16 protein-coding genes and 1 pseudogene are annotated in these 15,769 nt (G+C 34.9%); 3 read left to right on the top strand and 14 right to left on the bottom strand.

The genetic code is table 11. The features are described from left to right. Positions 1 to 74 precede the first annotated feature (74 nt). From HCW_RS00455 to flgB, 4 genes are all read right to left on the bottom strand, one after another. Positions 75 to 1,931 (bottom strand): peptidoglycan D,D-transpeptidase FtsI family protein, encoded by a 1,857-nt coding sequence (locus HCW_RS00455; protein ID WP_014660264.1) that lies wholly within the window; start codon positions 1,929 to 1,931, stop codon positions 75 to 77. Positions 1,932 to 2,110: 179 nt separating this feature from the next. After that, a complete protein-coding gene (fliE, locus tag HCW_RS00445) occupies positions 2,111 to 2,440 on the bottom strand; it encodes a flagellar hook-basal body complex protein FliE (protein WP_014660263.1) in 330 nt (109 codons plus the stop codon). A 110-nt stretch (positions 2,441 to 2,550) separates the two neighbouring features. Beyond that, positions 2,551 to 3,036: a flagellar basal body rod protein FlgC gene (flgC, locus tag HCW_RS00440; protein WP_014660262.1), complete on the bottom strand. Its 486-nt coding sequence runs from the start codon at positions 3,034 to 3,036 to the stop codon at positions 2,551 to 2,553. 23 nt (positions 3,037 to 3,059) lie between these two features. After that, positions 3,060 to 3,482, bottom strand: coding sequence for a flagellar basal body rod protein FlgB (flgB, locus tag HCW_RS00435; RefSeq protein WP_014660261.1), 423 nt, complete (start codon positions 3,480 to 3,482; stop codon positions 3,060 to 3,062). Between the two features lie 270 nt (positions 3,483 to 3,752). Here flgB and HCW_RS00430 point away from each other — a divergent pair, with 270 nt between their 5' ends. Further along, positions 3,753 to 4,928, top strand: a complete 1,176-nt coding sequence (locus HCW_RS00430; protein ID WP_014660260.1) for an FtsW/RodA/SpoVE family cell cycle protein — start codon at positions 3,753 to 3,755, stop codon at positions 4,926 to 4,928. A gap of 15 nt (positions 4,929 to 4,943) precedes the next feature. Here the strand turns inward: HCW_RS00430 and HCW_RS00425 are convergent, their stop codons facing one another. Continuing rightward, positions 4,944 to 5,948: an ABC transporter substrate-binding protein gene (locus HCW_RS00425; protein WP_014660259.1), complete on the bottom strand. Its 1,005-nt coding sequence runs from the start codon at positions 5,946 to 5,948 to the stop codon at positions 4,944 to 4,946. Positions 5,949 to 6,216: 268 nt separating this feature from the next. On the opposite strand from HCW_RS00425, the gene HCW_RS00420 reads away from it, so the two are divergent. Then, complete coding sequence (locus HCW_RS00420) at positions 6,217 to 6,813, top strand: peroxiredoxin (protein WP_014660258.1); 597 nt, start codon at positions 6,217 to 6,219, stop codon at positions 6,811 to 6,813. 155 nt (positions 6,814 to 6,968) lie between these two features. Next, a complete protein-coding gene (locus HCW_RS00415) occupies positions 6,969 to 7,784 on the top strand; it encodes a MetQ/NlpA family ABC transporter substrate-binding protein (protein WP_014660257.1) in 816 nt (271 codons plus the stop codon). Positions 7,785 to 8,226: 442 nt separating this feature from the next. On the opposite strand, the gene mrdA is transcribed toward HCW_RS00415, so the two are convergent. The 9 genes and pseudogenes from mrdA to HCW_RS00370 all read right to left on the bottom strand — a co-directional run bounded on the left by mrdA (position 8,227) and on the right by HCW_RS00370 (position 15,747). Next, positions 8,227 to 10,035 (bottom strand): penicillin-binding protein 2, encoded by a 1,809-nt coding sequence (gene mrdA, locus HCW_RS00410; RefSeq protein ID WP_014660256.1) that lies wholly within the window; start codon positions 10,033 to 10,035, stop codon positions 8,227 to 8,229. After that, the gene (locus HCW_RS00405) at positions 10,016 to 10,468 is read right to left on the bottom strand and encodes a hypothetical protein (RefSeq protein WP_014660255.1); all 453 of its coding nucleotides are present in this window, start codon (positions 10,466 to 10,468) and stop codon (positions 10,016 to 10,018) included. The genes mrdA and HCW_RS00405 overlap by 20 nt, the downstream gene beginning before the upstream one ends. Before the next feature lies 1 nt (position 10,469). Then, positions 10,470 to 11,102: a ribosome biogenesis GTP-binding protein YihA/YsxC gene (gene yihA / locus HCW_RS00400; RefSeq protein ID WP_014660254.1), complete on the bottom strand. Its 633-nt coding sequence runs from the start codon at positions 11,100 to 11,102 to the stop codon at positions 10,470 to 10,472. Continuing rightward, positions 11,099 to 11,742, bottom strand: a pseudogene (gene lptA / locus HCW_RS00395) (lipopolysaccharide transport periplasmic protein LptA). Before lptA ends, yihA begins: the two are co-directional and overlap by 4 nt. After that, entirely contained in the window at positions 11,708 to 12,301 is a 594-nt protein-coding gene (locus HCW_RS00390; protein WP_014660252.1) for a hypothetical protein, read from the bottom strand. The pseudogene lptA and the gene HCW_RS00390 overlap by 35 nt, the downstream one beginning before the upstream one ends. After that, positions 12,276 to 12,770, bottom strand: a complete 495-nt coding sequence (locus tag HCW_RS00385; RefSeq protein ID WP_014660251.1) for a KdsC family phosphatase — start codon at positions 12,768 to 12,770, stop codon at positions 12,276 to 12,278. The genes HCW_RS00390 and HCW_RS00385 overlap by 26 nt, the downstream gene beginning before the upstream one ends. Next, a complete protein-coding gene (locus tag HCW_RS00380; RefSeq protein ID WP_014660250.1) occupies positions 12,767 to 13,717 on the bottom strand; it encodes a septal ring lytic transglycosylase RlpA family protein in 951 nt (316 codons plus the stop codon). The genes HCW_RS00385 and HCW_RS00380 overlap by 4 nt, the downstream gene beginning before the upstream one ends. Continuing rightward, positions 13,717 to 14,865 (bottom strand): lytic transglycosylase domain-containing protein, encoded by a 1,149-nt coding sequence (locus HCW_RS00375; RefSeq protein WP_014660249.1) that lies wholly within the window; start codon positions 14,863 to 14,865, stop codon positions 13,717 to 13,719. Before HCW_RS00375 ends, HCW_RS00380 begins: the two co-directional genes overlap by 1 nt. A gap of 96 nt (positions 14,866 to 14,961) precedes the next feature. After that, positions 14,962 to 15,747 carry a TatD family hydrolase gene (locus HCW_RS00370; RefSeq protein ID WP_014660248.1) on the bottom strand — a complete coding sequence of 262 codons (786 nt, stop codon included), beginning with the start codon at positions 15,745 to 15,747 and terminating at the stop codon, positions 14,962 to 14,964. Positions 15,748 to 15,769 lie beyond the last annotated feature (22 nt).

Below are 15,769 nucleotides of genomic sequence, written 5' to 3'. Positions count from 1 at the left end.
TCATAACACTTTTACAATACAAAAAGAGTTTTTATTCTATCTAAAAACTTTTTTATTTAGCTTAAAGACTTAAATTACTTTAAGTGGCGTTTTTCTAAAGCGTTTTGAATAGACATAGAAGGGGTTAAATAACGATAATAAGTAAGAATTTCTGTGATATTTTTAAAAATAGGGGCAGCAACCTTGCTAGCATAATACTCTTCTTTACCATGTGAGCCTAAGACAACTACTCCAATAGTAAAAACACGCCTTTCATCTTCTACAAAACCAAAGAAAGAGCTGTTGTAGGATTCTTCGCTATAGCCACCTCCTTTGGCTATCCTAGCAGTTCCTGTCTTGCCTCCAACCCATAATCCCTCAGATTGAGCGCCCTTACCGGTTCCATAACGCACTACTTTAAGCAAGGTTTCTCTCATTTTTTGAGCGCTTTTTTTACTAATAGCTTGAATAATAGGTTTTTGTGTGGGGATATAAATATCGCCATTTGGAGCAGTTTTTCGTTGCACTAAGTAGGGGGTAACCAATTTGCCCTCATTAGAGAATGCGCCATAGGCTCTAAGAAGTTGCAAGAAAGTGGCATTCAATCCATAGCCATAAGAGATACTTCCCTTTAAAACCTCACGCTTAAAGGCATTTAAGGGAGGGATTTTCCCTTGACTTTCTAAAGATAAATCAATGCCTGTTTTTTGCGAAAAGCCATAATTTAAAAGCCCGTTATAAAAATCTTCAGGAGTTAGATTTTTGCTAATTTTTATCATGCCCACATTGCTAGATTTGATGAGAATATCTTCTATAATGGTTTTTTGACTAGGGATAAAATCATCTTTAATAGTGTATTTACCAAGCTGATAAAAACCTTTATTCAAATCAATGCGTGCTTTAGGATTGATAAGGTTTTTATCTAATAATAAAGAATATACAATGGGTTTAATCGTGCTACCGGGCTCAAAAACTTTTTCAGCTACACTAGGATTTAAGCTCTCATAATCGCTTGTTTTTATAGTGTTTGGGTCAAAGCGATTGCTTGTAGCTAGAGATAGGATTTCCCCACTTTTTGGGTTAATAATACCTACTAAAATTTCCTTGGCTTTGAGTTTGGCCTTAGTTTTATCCAAAAGGACTTCAATCTCTTTTTGGAGTTTTAGGGGAATGCTTAAATACACTTCAAAGCCATCAAGGCGCTTTTTTTCTATGTAAGAGCGGTTTTGAATAAAATTAAAGCTCACATCTCTTTTGCCTATTTTTTCACCATTTTGTTGGGCATCAAGCGAATTGTTTTGAGCTTTTTCAATCCCCTTTTTTCCGGTGGTAATAGTGAGCTTATCTTCTTCTTTTTTTTGCACATAGCCAACAATTGGCTCTAAACTATCTTTATAGGGGTAATGCCTAGAAACACCGCTTACTTCAATATCTAGCCCTTGTTTTTGCCAAATTTTATTATTCTTATCTTTAAAGTTTTGAAAAACGCCATAAGTAAGGAATTTTTTATTTAAATCTTTGAGATTAGCTGCCGTATTTGGCGTGAGATTATAAGCTAGGGTGGTGTAGCCATTAGTATTGAGAGAATTTCTTAGAGATGTTTTAGGGATATTGCTATAAATAGAGAGAAAATCTATAAAAAATTCTTTTTTTTCGGGGTTTAAAAACCTTGTATCAAAGCCGAGTTTAAAAAGTTTTTGTGAGCTTGCTAGGCTATAGCCATCTTGACTATAGATGGTGCCTCTTGTGGCAATATCTTGCTTATTGATTATTAAGTTTGGCATGTTGCTTTTAGGAAAAGTGGCTTTAAATAGAGCCACAGCTAAAAAGAGTAAAAAAAGCACTAAAAATGCGAGCGTAGCTATAGCGCTTTTATATTTTTGACTTGTTAGAAAGGTTTGTGAATCAAAAGGGCTTGATGAATTTTCTTGGGGATTTTCTTGTAAGTCCATATCAAGTTCTCAATCGTTTTGAAAAATTTAGTGGGCTATGTTGGCAAAAGATTAAAAGAAAGGCATGGGCAACAAAAGCTATTATTTTGAAAAATTTTAAGCGTTTATTTAAGGCACACCCCAATAAAAAGGGGTATAAAAGGAGTGTTAAAGCTTTTTTTAAACAAAACACTTAAAAACTAAATTTGTGTTCTTAAGAGTTCTTTATAGGCGCTTATGGCTTTATTGCGCACTTCAAGCATAAGTTTCATGCTTGTTTCAGCCCTTCCTATCGCAATGGCCGCTTGGTGTAAATCCTTGATTTGCCCTGTTGCCATATCAGCGATAGCTTTATCAGATTGCTCTTGTGTGCTATTAAGCTCATTGATAGACTGCTTGAGAAGTCGTGAAAACTCTCCGCCTTTTTGCTCTTTGAAAGCGTTTCCTGTCTCTTCCTGTCTGGCTCTATTATCAGTATTAAGCTCAGAGAAAGCGTTCAGTAAGCTTTTGTCATTATGTATGGCTTGCATAGAACCTCCTTAAGCTCTTTAGTTTTTCTAAATCGTCTATTTTATAAAATATTTTATCCATGTTTTAGTTAACGCTCGTAATTTTAACCCTATTAAATATCAAATTTAACTCATGCTTGTAACATGCTAATTGCATTATGTGCCATATTCTTTGCGCTTTGGAATGCTGAAACATTGGCTTGATAAGCCCTTGTTGCCTCAACTAAGTCTGCCATTTCTACCACTGCATTCACATTAGGATAAGCTACATAGCCTTGAGCATTAGCATCAGGGTGTGTGGGGTCATATTTCATTAATGGTTCTTTGTCATCACGCACGATTTTATCCACATAAACACTTGTTATAGGAGTTAGCGGGTTTTCATCGCCCTCATTTAAGGGGTCTTCATAAGGCACAATAGTATTGTTTTGAGCTAATTTTTGATTTAAAATCTCATTAAAATCAAAAGATTTAAATACGGCTTCTTGTCTTCTATAAGGACCGCCCTCGCTAGTGCGTGTAGTATTAGCATTGGCAATGTTAGAAGAAATGAGATTGGCTCTTAAGCGTTGAGCTGACAACCCATAACCACTAATATCAAAAGAAGATAAAAACATGTTTTTTCCTTATAAAACTAAAATTACAAACTCTTACTAGATTCAATGGCATAATTAATTACGCCACGATATTTTTTCAACGCAGCACTTAGGGCTAGATACATAGTAGAGTTCTTGCCCATTTCGCTTGTTTCAATATCCAAATCCACACTATTACCATCATTTTTTGCTAAATGCCCATCTCTATAAAAGAGACTTGCCCCTTGTGAATCGCTATCTACAAACCCTAAATGTTTAGGGTCTGTATAAGCTAGTGATAGGGCTTGACTAGATTTATCATCAAAGATTTCAGCCTTTTTTTGTGCTAAGACGCTTTCAAAATCTAAATCTTTAGGTCTGTAAAAGGGCGTATCCACATTAGCAATATTAGAGGCAATCATATCTTGGCGTAACGCTCTATAATCTAATGCCTTATAAGCAAGTGGGAACGCTTTAGAAAAATCCATTTAAAACCCCTTTAACCCTATTATTGACAATTTAGCTATTCACACGACTATTGCAGTATGCAAAATTTATTCCAACTTTGAGTTATTTATAACCAAACTAGCCTAAGCAAGTGCATAAAACAATACAAAAACCCTAAAGGGACGCTAAAAAGCGAGCAAAATTTTGGGCTATTATAGTGTAAAATACTTCTAAAGTGCCTTAAATTTTATTGGCAATGGTTTTTGAGTTAAAGGTTTTTAGATAGTTAGTAAGAAATATGGGGAAAGAAAATGACTGCAGATAGAAATCTGTTTTTTTGTGTCTCAGCACTGATTTTTTTAGGGGTGCTAATGAGTTATTCTCTCTCAAGCTATACAAGTGTTGTGCTGTATCATTATGGAGAGTTTCATTTTTTTGTGCGCCAATTATTTAGTGCTTTCTTGGGTATAGGAATTATGTGGGGGCTTTCCAAGCTAGACCCAAAAAAATGGTTTAGTCGTCTGGGTTTTTTACTTTTCTTTCTTCCATTATTACTAACAATTGGCATGGTATTTTTACCAGAAAGTCTTTCTAGTAGCGCAGGAGGAGCAAAGCGTTGGATTCGTTTAGGATTTTTCTCTTTAGCACCTTTAGAATTTTTAAAAATTGGTTTTACTTTCTTTTTAGCATGGAGTTTGTCTCGCACTTTTGTTTTGCAAGATAGGGCGAGCGTGAAAGAAGAGGTGATTACTTTTGTGCCTTATTCGCTCGTTTTTTTGCTTTTAGCATTTGTAGTAGGGGTTATGCAAAATGACTTAGGACAAATTGTTCTTTTGGGAGCAGTTTTAGCCGTTTTATTGGTGTTTTCTGGAGGAAGTGCGCACTTATTTGGCTTAATTGTTTCAGGGGCTTTTGCAATTAGCGTGATAGCTATTGTTACAAGTGCACATAGGATTTTGCGCCTAAAATTATGGTGGTCAAATTTACAAAATTCATTTTTTGCTTTTTTGCCAGATAAACTAGCTAATGCGCTTAGAATGAATGATTTGCCTGAGTCTTATCAAATTTTCCATGCAGGAAATGCTATGTATAATGGTGGATTTTTAGGGCAAGGGCTAGGGTTAGGGCAAATTAAGCTAGGGTTTTTAAGCGAAGTGCATACAGATATGGTTCTAGCTGGAATTGCAGAAGAATTGGGCTTTGTAGGCTTGTTGTTTTGTGTGATGGTGTTTGTGGTATTAATGGTGTTTATTTTTAAGATTGCTAATCGCCTAAAAGAGCCAAAACATGCGCTTTTTTGTGTGGGGGTAGCGTTATTGTTGGGATTTTCTTTAGTCATCAATGCTTTTGGAGTTGGAGGGATTTTTCCGGTTAAGGGGTTAGCAGTGCCTTTTTTAAGCTATGGAGGTAGCTCTTTACTAGCCAACTGCATAGCAATTGGGCTAGTTTTAAGCCTTGCAAGATATGCTAAAGATGAGATTTCTTAGCAAGGCTTAGATAGGTTATTTCCAAAGAAATTGTTCTATTTCTTTTTCATTTAATCCAAATACAACTTCATAATATTCTTTAACAATCTTTTGAATATCTACACCCTTAAAAGCTTCTGGATAGGCTTTTGTTGCGATAAAGAGACTAATTAAAGGCGCTCTAGGCCCTCCTATATCCATAGTGGGGAGTTTATAAACTTGCTTATTCTTTACAGCTTTAATAGTGGCAAATTGTGGGTTATTTAAAACATCTTCAGGCTGTAAGGCGCTTACCCACCAAATGAAGATAATTTCTGGATTTTCTTTAACGATTTTTTCCATGCTAATTTCAGCACGCCCAAATTTGACATATTTTAAGCCAAAGTTATCAATACCACCTTTTTCTAAAATATCAGAACTAATAGTGTGATAGCCACTTACCATATTGACTTTGTGAAAAAATTCTACCCCCTTTTTTCGTTTGACATTTTTTAAGCGTTCTTTGACAAAGTCTAAAGTTTCTTGCATTTTTTGAAACTTCTTAGAGGCATCAATTTGCAAAAGACTAGCTTGTGCCTTAATATTATTCATAGCCTCTTTTATGCTTTGTTCTTGAAAAGAAAGAAACGAAATATTAAATTTTTTAGCATATTCAATAGTCTTAGGGTTGCCTACAAAAGTTACTACAACATCAGGAGATAACTTCTTAAGCTCTTCAGTATTTAGGGCTGAGAGATGGTCTCCACCAATAGATTGAATACTTTTAAGATTCTTGGCGGTTACTTGGTTAATATCAATTCTAAAACCATAGCGAGAAAGCCCTACAACCTTATCCCAAGTGCCAAGCATTGCTGGCACTTCAGCATAGCTCCCCAAATAAACCATTTTATGGATAGGGAGCTTAAAAGTTTGCTCTCCAAAATAATCTTTGAGTTTGATTTCTTGTGTAGTAGCACTAGAAACACTAGGTAAAGCCATAGAGCCTAAAAATACGCTCAATAAACAAGAGACAATAGGTTTTTTAAAACGAGTTATTAGCATAAGATAGCAACCTTTCTTACATGTGGATATGATTTAAGGGGATATTATAACACTCTTAAAAAATCATTTGTTAATTGGAAACATTATCTAAAAAAGTGAAAAAGTGAAAAATAGTAAAAATGAAACTATTTTTCATCAATTATAGGTATTTTAATAAGAAAAGCTTATGGGTATTAACTTTTTAAGAATATACTTCTCTTTGTTTCCTTAAATGGAAAAATGAATTAAATTATTGATTCATAATAATATTTAAATATAGGAGTATATTATGCTAGTTACTAAACTTGCCCCTAATTTCAAAGCATCTGCTGTTTTAGGGAATAACCAAATTGATAAAGAGTTTGAATTATCTAAGAATTTAGGTAAAAATGGTGCGGTTCTTTTCTTTTGGCCTTTGGACTTTACTTTTGTATGTCCTTCAGAAATCATTGCGTTTGACCACAGAGTGAAAGATTTCCAAGATAAAGGTTTCAATGTAATTGGTGTTTCTATTGATAGCGAGCAAGTGCATTTTGCTTGGAAGAACACCCCTGTAGAAAAAGGCGGTATTGGTCAAGTATCTTTCCCTATGGTATCTGATATTACCAAAAGTATCTCAAGAGATTATGATATTTTGTTTAATGAGGCAGTTGCCTTAAGAGGTTCTTTCCTAATTGACAAAAATCAAATCGTGCGCCACGCAGTTATCAATGACTTACCACTAGGTAGAAATGTAGATGAAATGCTTCGCATGGCTGATGCACTTTTATTCTTTGAAGAATATGGTGAAGTTTGCCCAGCTGGTTGGAGAAAAGGTGATAAGGGTATGAAAGCTACTGCTGAAGGCGTTGCAGAATACCTTAAAGACCACGCAAAAAACCTTTAATTGGTTGCTTTGATTTAACGGCTTTTATTTTTAGCGAGAGAGCTTTGGCTCTCTTGTTTCTTCATTTTTCATTTTTTAGTTTTTGTTTTTAATTTAGATGTTTGTCTTAAGCTTTTTTGAATTTGATTCAAAAAGATTATTATTAAAGGATTTTAATGAATATTTTTAAGCGTGTTTTTTGTATGGTTATGGTGATTTTAGGCTGTTTGAATACTTTAGAAGCCCATAAGCACAAGCAAAAGAAAGAAAAATATGAAATAACCCAAGAGATTAAAGTAGGGGCTACACCTATTCCACATGCTCAAATTTTGCAATCAGTCGTGCAAGATTTAAAAGAGCAAGGCATTGCTTTAGTGATTGTGCCTTTTACTGATTATGTTGCGCCTAATTTAGCCTTAATGGATGGCTCATTAGATGCGAATTTTTTCCAACACCGCCCTTATTTAGACCGATTCAATTTGGATAGGCATGCGCATTTAATTGATGTAGCAAGCATTCATTTAGAGCCTTTGAGATTTTATTCCAGAAAAATCACTAATATTAAAGATTTGAAAAAAGGCTCTGTGATTGCTGTGCCAAATGACCCAAGCAATCAAGGCAGAGCATTACTTTTATTGCATAAGCAACAAATCATTACACTTAAAGACCCTAGCAATTTATATGCCAATGAGTTTGATATTGTAAAAAATCCTTATAACATCAAAATCAAGCCCTTAGAGTCTGCGATGTTGCCTAAGATTTTAGACGATGTAGATGGCGCTATAGTGCCCGGAAATTATGCTTTACAGGGTAAGCTTAAGAACCCTTTATTTTCAGAAAGCAAGGATTCGCCTTATGTCAATATCTTAGCTACTCGTGAAGATAATGCTGAAAATGAGGGGATTAGAAAGCTTATCCAAGCCTTACAGAGCGATAAGACCAAGCGTTTTATTATGGATACCTACAAGGGTGAGATTATTCCAGCATTTTAATCTTTTTGATTTTTATATTAACTTGATAGGTATAAGCCTTAACTTATTTTTTAAGCGCTGATAATAAAACACAAAAGAGTTTAACGCTTTTTTTAGCGTTAAACTCTTAGCTTTGAAAACCTTGTAGGTGTTTGAGCAATCTAACAAGGTCTTAAAAGCACATTGGATACGAATTTAGCCTTTAATCTTAAAGCACTTAATTGTGTGTATTAACACATAAAGAGCCTTGAATCAAACAAAATAAGGCTTAAAAACCCTCCCTTAAAAAAAGAGTTTTTATCATCAAAGAAATTAATTTATTAAAAAGATTGTTAAGTATTAATATTGATTTATAACAGAGCCAATTAGAAATATATCCAAAAAAGAAGTGATTATGGGGGGATAATCTCTAAGCTTTTTTACAAAAAGAACTTATTAAGCAAAATCAATATTTAAATGAGGTTTAGTCCTCTTGTAAGAGAGAGGGTGTTTTTAAACTCTTTTGAGGAATATAGCCAAGCTCATAGAGCTTATTACTCATTTTGACTAATAGCCCCCCAAGTTTTGAGCCTCCTTGACCATGTTCTACTAAGATAGTAATCGCATAAGTTGGGTCTTCATAAGGTAAGAATGCCGTAATCCATGCATGGGAGCGATGAAAATATTCCATATCTTTTTCTTTAATGCGCACCATCATGCTTTGAGGGATTTCTACAACTTGAGCGGTGCCGGTTTTGCAAGCTAAAGTTACCTTAGAACCTCTTGTAGAATAATAAGCGGTGCCATTTTTATGGTTGCATACCTCATACATGCCCATGCGTAAAGCCCCTAGTTTCTTTTTTTGAAAATCACTAAGAGGGTCTTTAAGCGTGTGTGTGGCATTCATAGCAAAATGTGGGGTGGCAAGCTTGCCTGTAGCAATCAAACCGGTATAAGCAAGCACTTGCAAAGGTGTAGCTAAAAACGAGCCTTGACCTATAGCAGTAATGAGCGTATCGCCTACTTTCCAATCTTGGTTGAATTGCTTAAGTTTCCATAAATTATCTGGCACAATCCCTACAAATTCATTGGGTAAGTCTATGCCTGTTTTTTCCCCAAAACCTACTTCTCTTAAAGTTTTGGAGAGTTTTTCTATAGAAATTTCAAGCCCAAATTTATAAAAATACACATCTACAGATTCTCTAATGGCTTTATAAAGATTAGAGTTTCCATGCCCTGTATTTTTCCAATCCCTAAATTTACGCTTGCCTACCTCAATAAAAGGAGGTGTAGAAATAGTGGTATCTTCAGTGATATTTAAATTCTCTAAAAAGCTTAGCCCCACACCCATTTTTACTACCGAGCCTGGCGGATAGAGTGCGTTGCTAAAGCGATTTAAAAGGGGGTTATGAACATCGTTTTGGAGTTTTTGCCATTTTTCTTGGCTAATGCCTCCAATAAAATCATTCAAATTATATTCAGGATAACTTCCAGCCACTAATAATTCGCCATTTTTGACATTCATTACTAAAAGTGCGCCTTGCTTATCTTTAAAAAGCTCATTTGCCTCTTCTTGCAAGCGTTTGTCTATGCTTAATTGCAAATGATTATCTGTGCTAGGAGGCACAACTTCTAAAGTGGCTAATTCTTGATTAAGCGCATTCACACGCATAATCTTGTAGCCAACCTTGCCCCTTAAATGTTTGTTATATTCTTTTTCAATGCCAATTTTGCCTACAATTTGGCTGTATTGATTTTCTTCATCATCTTTTAAATCTTGCAAGCTTGCTACACCCACATAGCCTAGAATATGCGAGGCAAGTGCATTGTTGGGGTAGTGGCGCTTGTTTAGGGGATGCACAAAAATGCCATCATGTTGAATGAGTTTGGTGTAAAGTGGTTGCATGGTTTGATAGGGAATAAAGCCAATAACCTTAATAAGATTATGATTGTAGAGTGAATTTTCTTTTTGATAATTGCTTAAAAGAGCCTCTTTGGTAAAATGGGGAAAATAATGTTGGATAATGTTAATTTTTTCTAAAAGCTCCTTTTTTTTGAGCATACTCGGTAAAAAAATCCCAAAAACAAGCTCATTTACAGCTAAATACTTGTTGTTTCTATCAGTGATATTGCCTCTTTTTGGGACTAAAAATTCTTTTTTAGTCATGTTTCTTTCAGCTAATTTTTCGTAGTATTCTTGATTTTTTACACTTAAGACAAAAAGATTGAGAGCAAGGATAGTCCAAACGCCGACAAAAAGAAATAGCAATAGGTTATAGCGCAAGTTTTTCATAAGAGCTCCATAAGGCGCTTTCTATGAGCGCAAAAATAACAAAAGGATAGAGAGTGTTCCAATTTGGTATATCAAAGAAAAAATGCGATAAATACAAGAAATATATCGCAAAGATATGCCAACTTTTAAAGATAAAACTATTATTTAAAAAGCGCAATGAATTTTTATAAAATATTTGATGATAAACAATAAACAGAAGGGTTAAAATCCCTAAAGTTTGCATATGCATGCTCTCAAACGAAAATAAGCAAACAAACACACCAATACAGAGCAAAAAGCGCTCATGCACTCTCGCATAAACTAAGAATAAAACCCCAATCATAGGGGGTAAAATAGGGAATAAATCCCTTAAGAGACTATAAATATAAAAGAGCGCACACCATAATAAGGGGGTATAAAAATGGCTGTGTTTTAGAGATTGGTGTGAGTGCATTTTAAATCGCTTGTATGGGGTTAAGCAAGTAATTTAAGAGAGTTTGGCGCACCATATTAAGATTAGGAAACTTAAAAGAAAGAGCGCTAAAATCATTTGTATTGATTAAGAAAGGTTGAGGAGAATTGGCTAAAAGGCGGTGTTGCTCATTTTTGTTAAGTTTGTCAAATTTAGTAAAAAGGGGCAAATAAACTTGGTCTGGTCTTAAAATCGCTTGTAGATTGTCTCTAGCGTTTATATCAATATCCAAATTCAAATGGCGTGAGTCAATCAAATGCACAAATAGCTTAATAGAAACTCTAGTGCTTAGTAATTCCCATAAAAAGCCCTCCCATTCTTTCTTTAAACTTTTGCACACTTTTGCGTAGCCAAATCCGGGCAAATCAATGACATTAAAAGTGGTTTGAAAGTTTTTTTCTTTATCTTCCCAAGTGGTAGTAAAGAAGTTTGCTAGACGAGTTTTACCCGGAGTTGCAGAACTTTTAGCAAGGTTTTTATTTAATAAGGTGTTAATAAAAGTGCTTTTACCCACATTGCTACGCCCCAAAAAGACCATTTCAGATACCGCACTTGCAGGGCATTGAGAGAGTTTGGCCGCAGAAGTTACAAATTGTGCCTCTTTGATATGTATCATGGCTTTTCCTTATTGGATTTTTGGTTTAGCTCTTGGCTAGGTTTTTTGGTTTGGGTGGTTTTTTTAGCATTTTGTTTTAATTTAGCCTTGCGATTTTCTTCATTAATGTCTTCAATATCAAAGATAAATTTAGCTGGGTGGTTCTCGCTCCCTAGCACATCAGCATAGCCCTTGGTTTTATTGAGGATAATTTCATCACCCGTTATGGTATTAGATTTTCCTATCTCTTTAACAATAGCATTTTTAATCAGTCTGTATTCTCCACTAAGAGCGTTATAAATGAGTTTGTCAGCACTCCCTTGAATCTCACGATTATCTTCTGTAAAAATAATAAAGCGCACATTTTTGGTTGCCTCATAGCGTTGAGGGCGATTTTTGTCATTCAAAAACACACTTACTTTATCGGCAAAAAGCCTGTCTTTGCCCTTTTTAATTTGCACATTGCCTTGAATAATAGCCATCTTGGTTTTATCTTGGGCTACAAATTTATTGCCTGTAATCTCTAAGCGCTCTTTTTTAGCTAAAAGCCCCTTTTTTTGTGGCTCTGCAATGAGAGCATTGCTTAAAAGCCCTAATAAAACACCAAGTAACAATACCAAGCGCATTTAAAACTTCCCTTGAAAAGAGGGGAATTTTTTATTTTCTTTTTGACTTTTTTTGATTTCGTCTAAAAGCAATTCGGCTTGCACATTTTGGGCTTGAATGCGTTGGGCGTTGTGCGAATAATTAATATCAAGCCCTTTGATTTCCCCCTCATCTGAAACAAGCACAAATTTGCCTTTGCCTTTAAAGTTTTGTTCTTTATGATTATAAACGCCTGTTTCACTCCAAAAGCTAGAATTATCACTTCTAGTATAAGTTACGCCTTTAGGGAAAAAATACAAATCTTGTTGGCGTTTAGCCTCTTTGGATTGCACGCTTTCTATGGCATTTTCGTTATAGCGACTAATTTTGGAATCAAAAAAAATTTCATAATCATCATATTGCAAGGCTTTTTTACCCTGAATGGATAAATCAATCACATCTTCACTCATTTGAAAAGCCTTAAAATTTTCTAGTTCAATTTTTGGAATGTTTTCTTTAGAGATAATGCTAGTAGGCTGGGAGCGTAAAAAGAAAAAAATTAAGCCAATAGTTATAATAGAGAGAATAATAAAAAAATTTAAAACACTATTAGAGGTAAAGCCTAAATGCTTCATCTTTTAAACCCTCTAATTCTATAAGATAGTCAATAACCTCTCTAACAGCCCCTTTACCTCCTAAGCTTTGCAATACTCTACTAGCTTTATTTTTAATATCAGCATGCGCATCAAAGGGCGCAAAACTTAGAGCGCATTCTTTAAACATGCTTAAATCATTGTAATCATCGCCTACGCATGCGATTTCTTGGGTGCTAAGTTTCAAATTTTGTTTAAGCTCTCTAACAATAGCGCCCTTATCTTTAACCCCCATAAAAACATGTTGAATACCTAAACTTTGCATGCGCTTTTCTACAATAGGCGAAGTTCTGCCGGTAATAATAGCAATTTCCTTATTGAGCTTTTTCCATAGCACCATGCCAAGCCCATCTTTAACATTAAAAGCTTTGATTTCTTGCATATTTTCATCAAAATACAATGCGCCATCAGTGAGTGTGCCATCTACATCTAAAAGCAATAACTTAATCATTCTCTAACTAAAATCGCTCCCTTATGATGAGAAGAGGCGAAGTCTTTTGCCTCTTCTTCACTTTGAAAACCTTGCATAAGCACTTTATTTAAGCCATTAATTTCAATAATTTTAGTAGAGTAGTTTTTGTATTCAGTTTTTAATTTTTCTGCTAATTCTAAAGCACCCTCTTTGCGTCTAAACGCACCCATTTGCAAAGAAAATCTCCCTCCACTCACACTTTTTTGACTTTCGCCAACCTTAAATTCTTTATGCAAAGTTTTTGAAGAATTAGCATTAAAGGTTTGCTCGTATTGCTTAGAGATAATGCCTCCAAAGCCTAAAATGATTAAACGCACATTGGCTGTGCCTTTCTTAACCATATCAATATCTCTAGCAGCCGCATTAGACAAATCAATAATGCGGTTATTCACAAAAGGCCCCCTATCATTAATGCGCACAATGGTGCTTAGATTATTCTCTTTATTAATCACTTTTACAATAGTATTCATAGGCAAAGTTTTATGTGCTGCAGTGTGTGCATACATGTTGTAAATCTCGCCATTACTTGTTTTTTTAGCATGAAAGTTTGGACCATACCAACTAGCAATGCCATCAAAATTTTCGCCTAAATCCACTTTGGTGGGGTAATACCATTTTCCGCCTACTTGATAAGGGCGCATAGTGGCTCTTTGAATGGCGCTAGAATCACGCATGCCACTATCTAGGGCTTGATTGGTTGTGTTATTAGTTTGTGGAATCTCTTGGTGTTTGAAATGGCGTTCAAAGAAATTACGCTTATAAGTGGCAGTTTTAGTTGTGGGGTCATAATCTCTAGCATTTTCATACGCACGCAAACTTTCATGTTTATAGAATAAGTTTTTTTTCACCACTTGGTCTTCTGATTTGTGAGCGCAAGCGCTCATAATAAGTGCTAAGATGAGTAAAGAGATAGGATATTTTCTCATTAGAAAGCCTCATTACGAGCAAATTTTTTATCAAGGGGGATTAAAAGGCGCTGATGAATAGTGATATGAAAATTTTTAAGATTATTAGCTAATTGAATGCTTGAAATGCTAACTTTATAGCGCTTGGCAATAGAAAATAAGGTTTCTTTAGGCAAAACAACATGGGTAAGAAAGAGATTTTTAGAATGCCTATAGGACTGATTAGCTTGCCTTTGGATAGAAGGAGTCTTTTTTCTAAAATTTTGGTTAAATTGGCGTTGTCTAAAAAGAGCGAGCTTTTCATAAGGGATATAGACCGTGTAGGTAGGCGCTTTTGAGGGGAGGATATTATAGCGGAATTGGTGGTTATAAGATTTGAGCGTTTTTAAACTTAGTTGTAAATTGTGAGCGACTTTTTCTAAAGAAGTGTGTCTTTTAAGTTGCACCCCAACTAAACTCACTCTTGCTCCACGATTGAGCAAGTATTCTTTATTCTTAAGATTATCTAAGCTATTAAACCTTAAAGCAAGACTTAAGATAGAACGGATATAGTCTCGTGTCTCTTTGGGGAGGTATTTTTTATTTTCATCTAGCAAGACTTTAATATCTGAGCTACCAGATTTTCTAATGGCGTTTTGCACATTGCGTAAGCCATAATTATAAGCCATAGCTACTAAATACCATTGTCCGGTTTGTTTGTAGAGTCTTTTGAGATAGACAATCGCTGCTTGAGTGCTTTTGATAGGGTCTCTTCTTTCATCAATATAGTGATTGACCTTGAGGCGTAATTCTCTAGCAGTTTCTGGCATAAATTGCCAAATACCTACAGCCTTTTTTTTGCTATAAGCCCTTGTTGAAAAGCGAGATTCTGCCATAGCTAGGAATAAAAATTCTTGAGGCACATTAGCCTCTCTTAGCATGCTTTTAATGATTGGGATAAATTGGTAATTAGAATCAAAGCGATGCACTAATTTTTGCCATTCTTCCTCTTCATTCACATTTTTTAGGGCATTTGGCATTTGGGCTAAAAAGCTTGCATTCACTCCAAAAGTCTCTAAAATCTTGGTATTTATGCCAGATTCAAATGCCACTTCAGCATAGCTTGTAGAAATTAGTGCAAGCGAGCCAATAACAACAGACAAAAACCATTTTTTACTAAAATACTTCATTGTGCTTATAAATTATAATCCTTATGCAAATCCAAAGCGCTGATTGATTTTGTTGCCAAGTGTAAGGGCGTTAAACCAAGCGCATTATACCTAAACTTAATAAATGACCGAGCTTTTTAAAGGGAAGTTAAAAAGCTTTTGGGCGTTATTTGTAGTCAATTTAGCAAGTTTTTCTAAATCAATATGGAGTATTTCGGCAATTTTTTCAGCGATTAAAGGGATATAAGTGGGACTATTTCTTGTGCCTCTATAAGGGTGTGGGGTCAAATAGGGTGCATCAGTTTCTAAAACAAGGCGCTCTTTAGGAATAGAAGGCAAAATTTCTACGAGTTTTTTAGCATTCTTAAAAGTGCTAACTCCACCAATACCATAATAAAAGCGTTCGCTCAATTCTAAAAGCATGCTATCAGCATTAAAACAATGTAACACCCCTCTAGCCTTAGGGTAACTTTTTAGAATTTCTAAACTATCAAAACTAGCCTCTCTAATATGAATAATCAAAGGCTTGTCATGCTTAATAGCAAATTCAATTTGCTTGATAAAGATTTCTTTTTGCTTATTCTTATAAGCCTCTCGTTCATTGAGTTCAGGTAAGCGATAATAATCAAGACCGCATTCGCCTATAGCTAGGCATTTTTTATGGCTAACAAAATTTTCAAATAATGACAAATCAAAACTATCCACATCATAAGGGTGTGCCCCAATAGCAAAAAATACATTTTCATGCGTATTGGCAATTTCTATAGCTTTTGGCAAGTCTTTCATATCAGCCCCGGGAATTAAGCAATATGAAACTTGTTTTTCTAAACTCTCTTTTAAGATAATCTCTAAATCATTATCATAATCTTTATGGTCTAAATGGCAATGGGTATCTATAAACATTCTTATCCTATTTCTTAATGGG

Origin of the sequence: Helicobacter cetorum MIT 00-7128, assembly GCF_000259255.1 — a bacterium.
Taxonomy (GTDB): Bacteria; Campylobacterota; Campylobacteria; order Campylobacterales; family Helicobacteraceae; genus Helicobacter; species Helicobacter cetorum_B.
The sequence above is the reverse complement of the archived record's forward strand: the minus strand, read 5'-3'. Positions and strand labels throughout refer to the sequence as shown.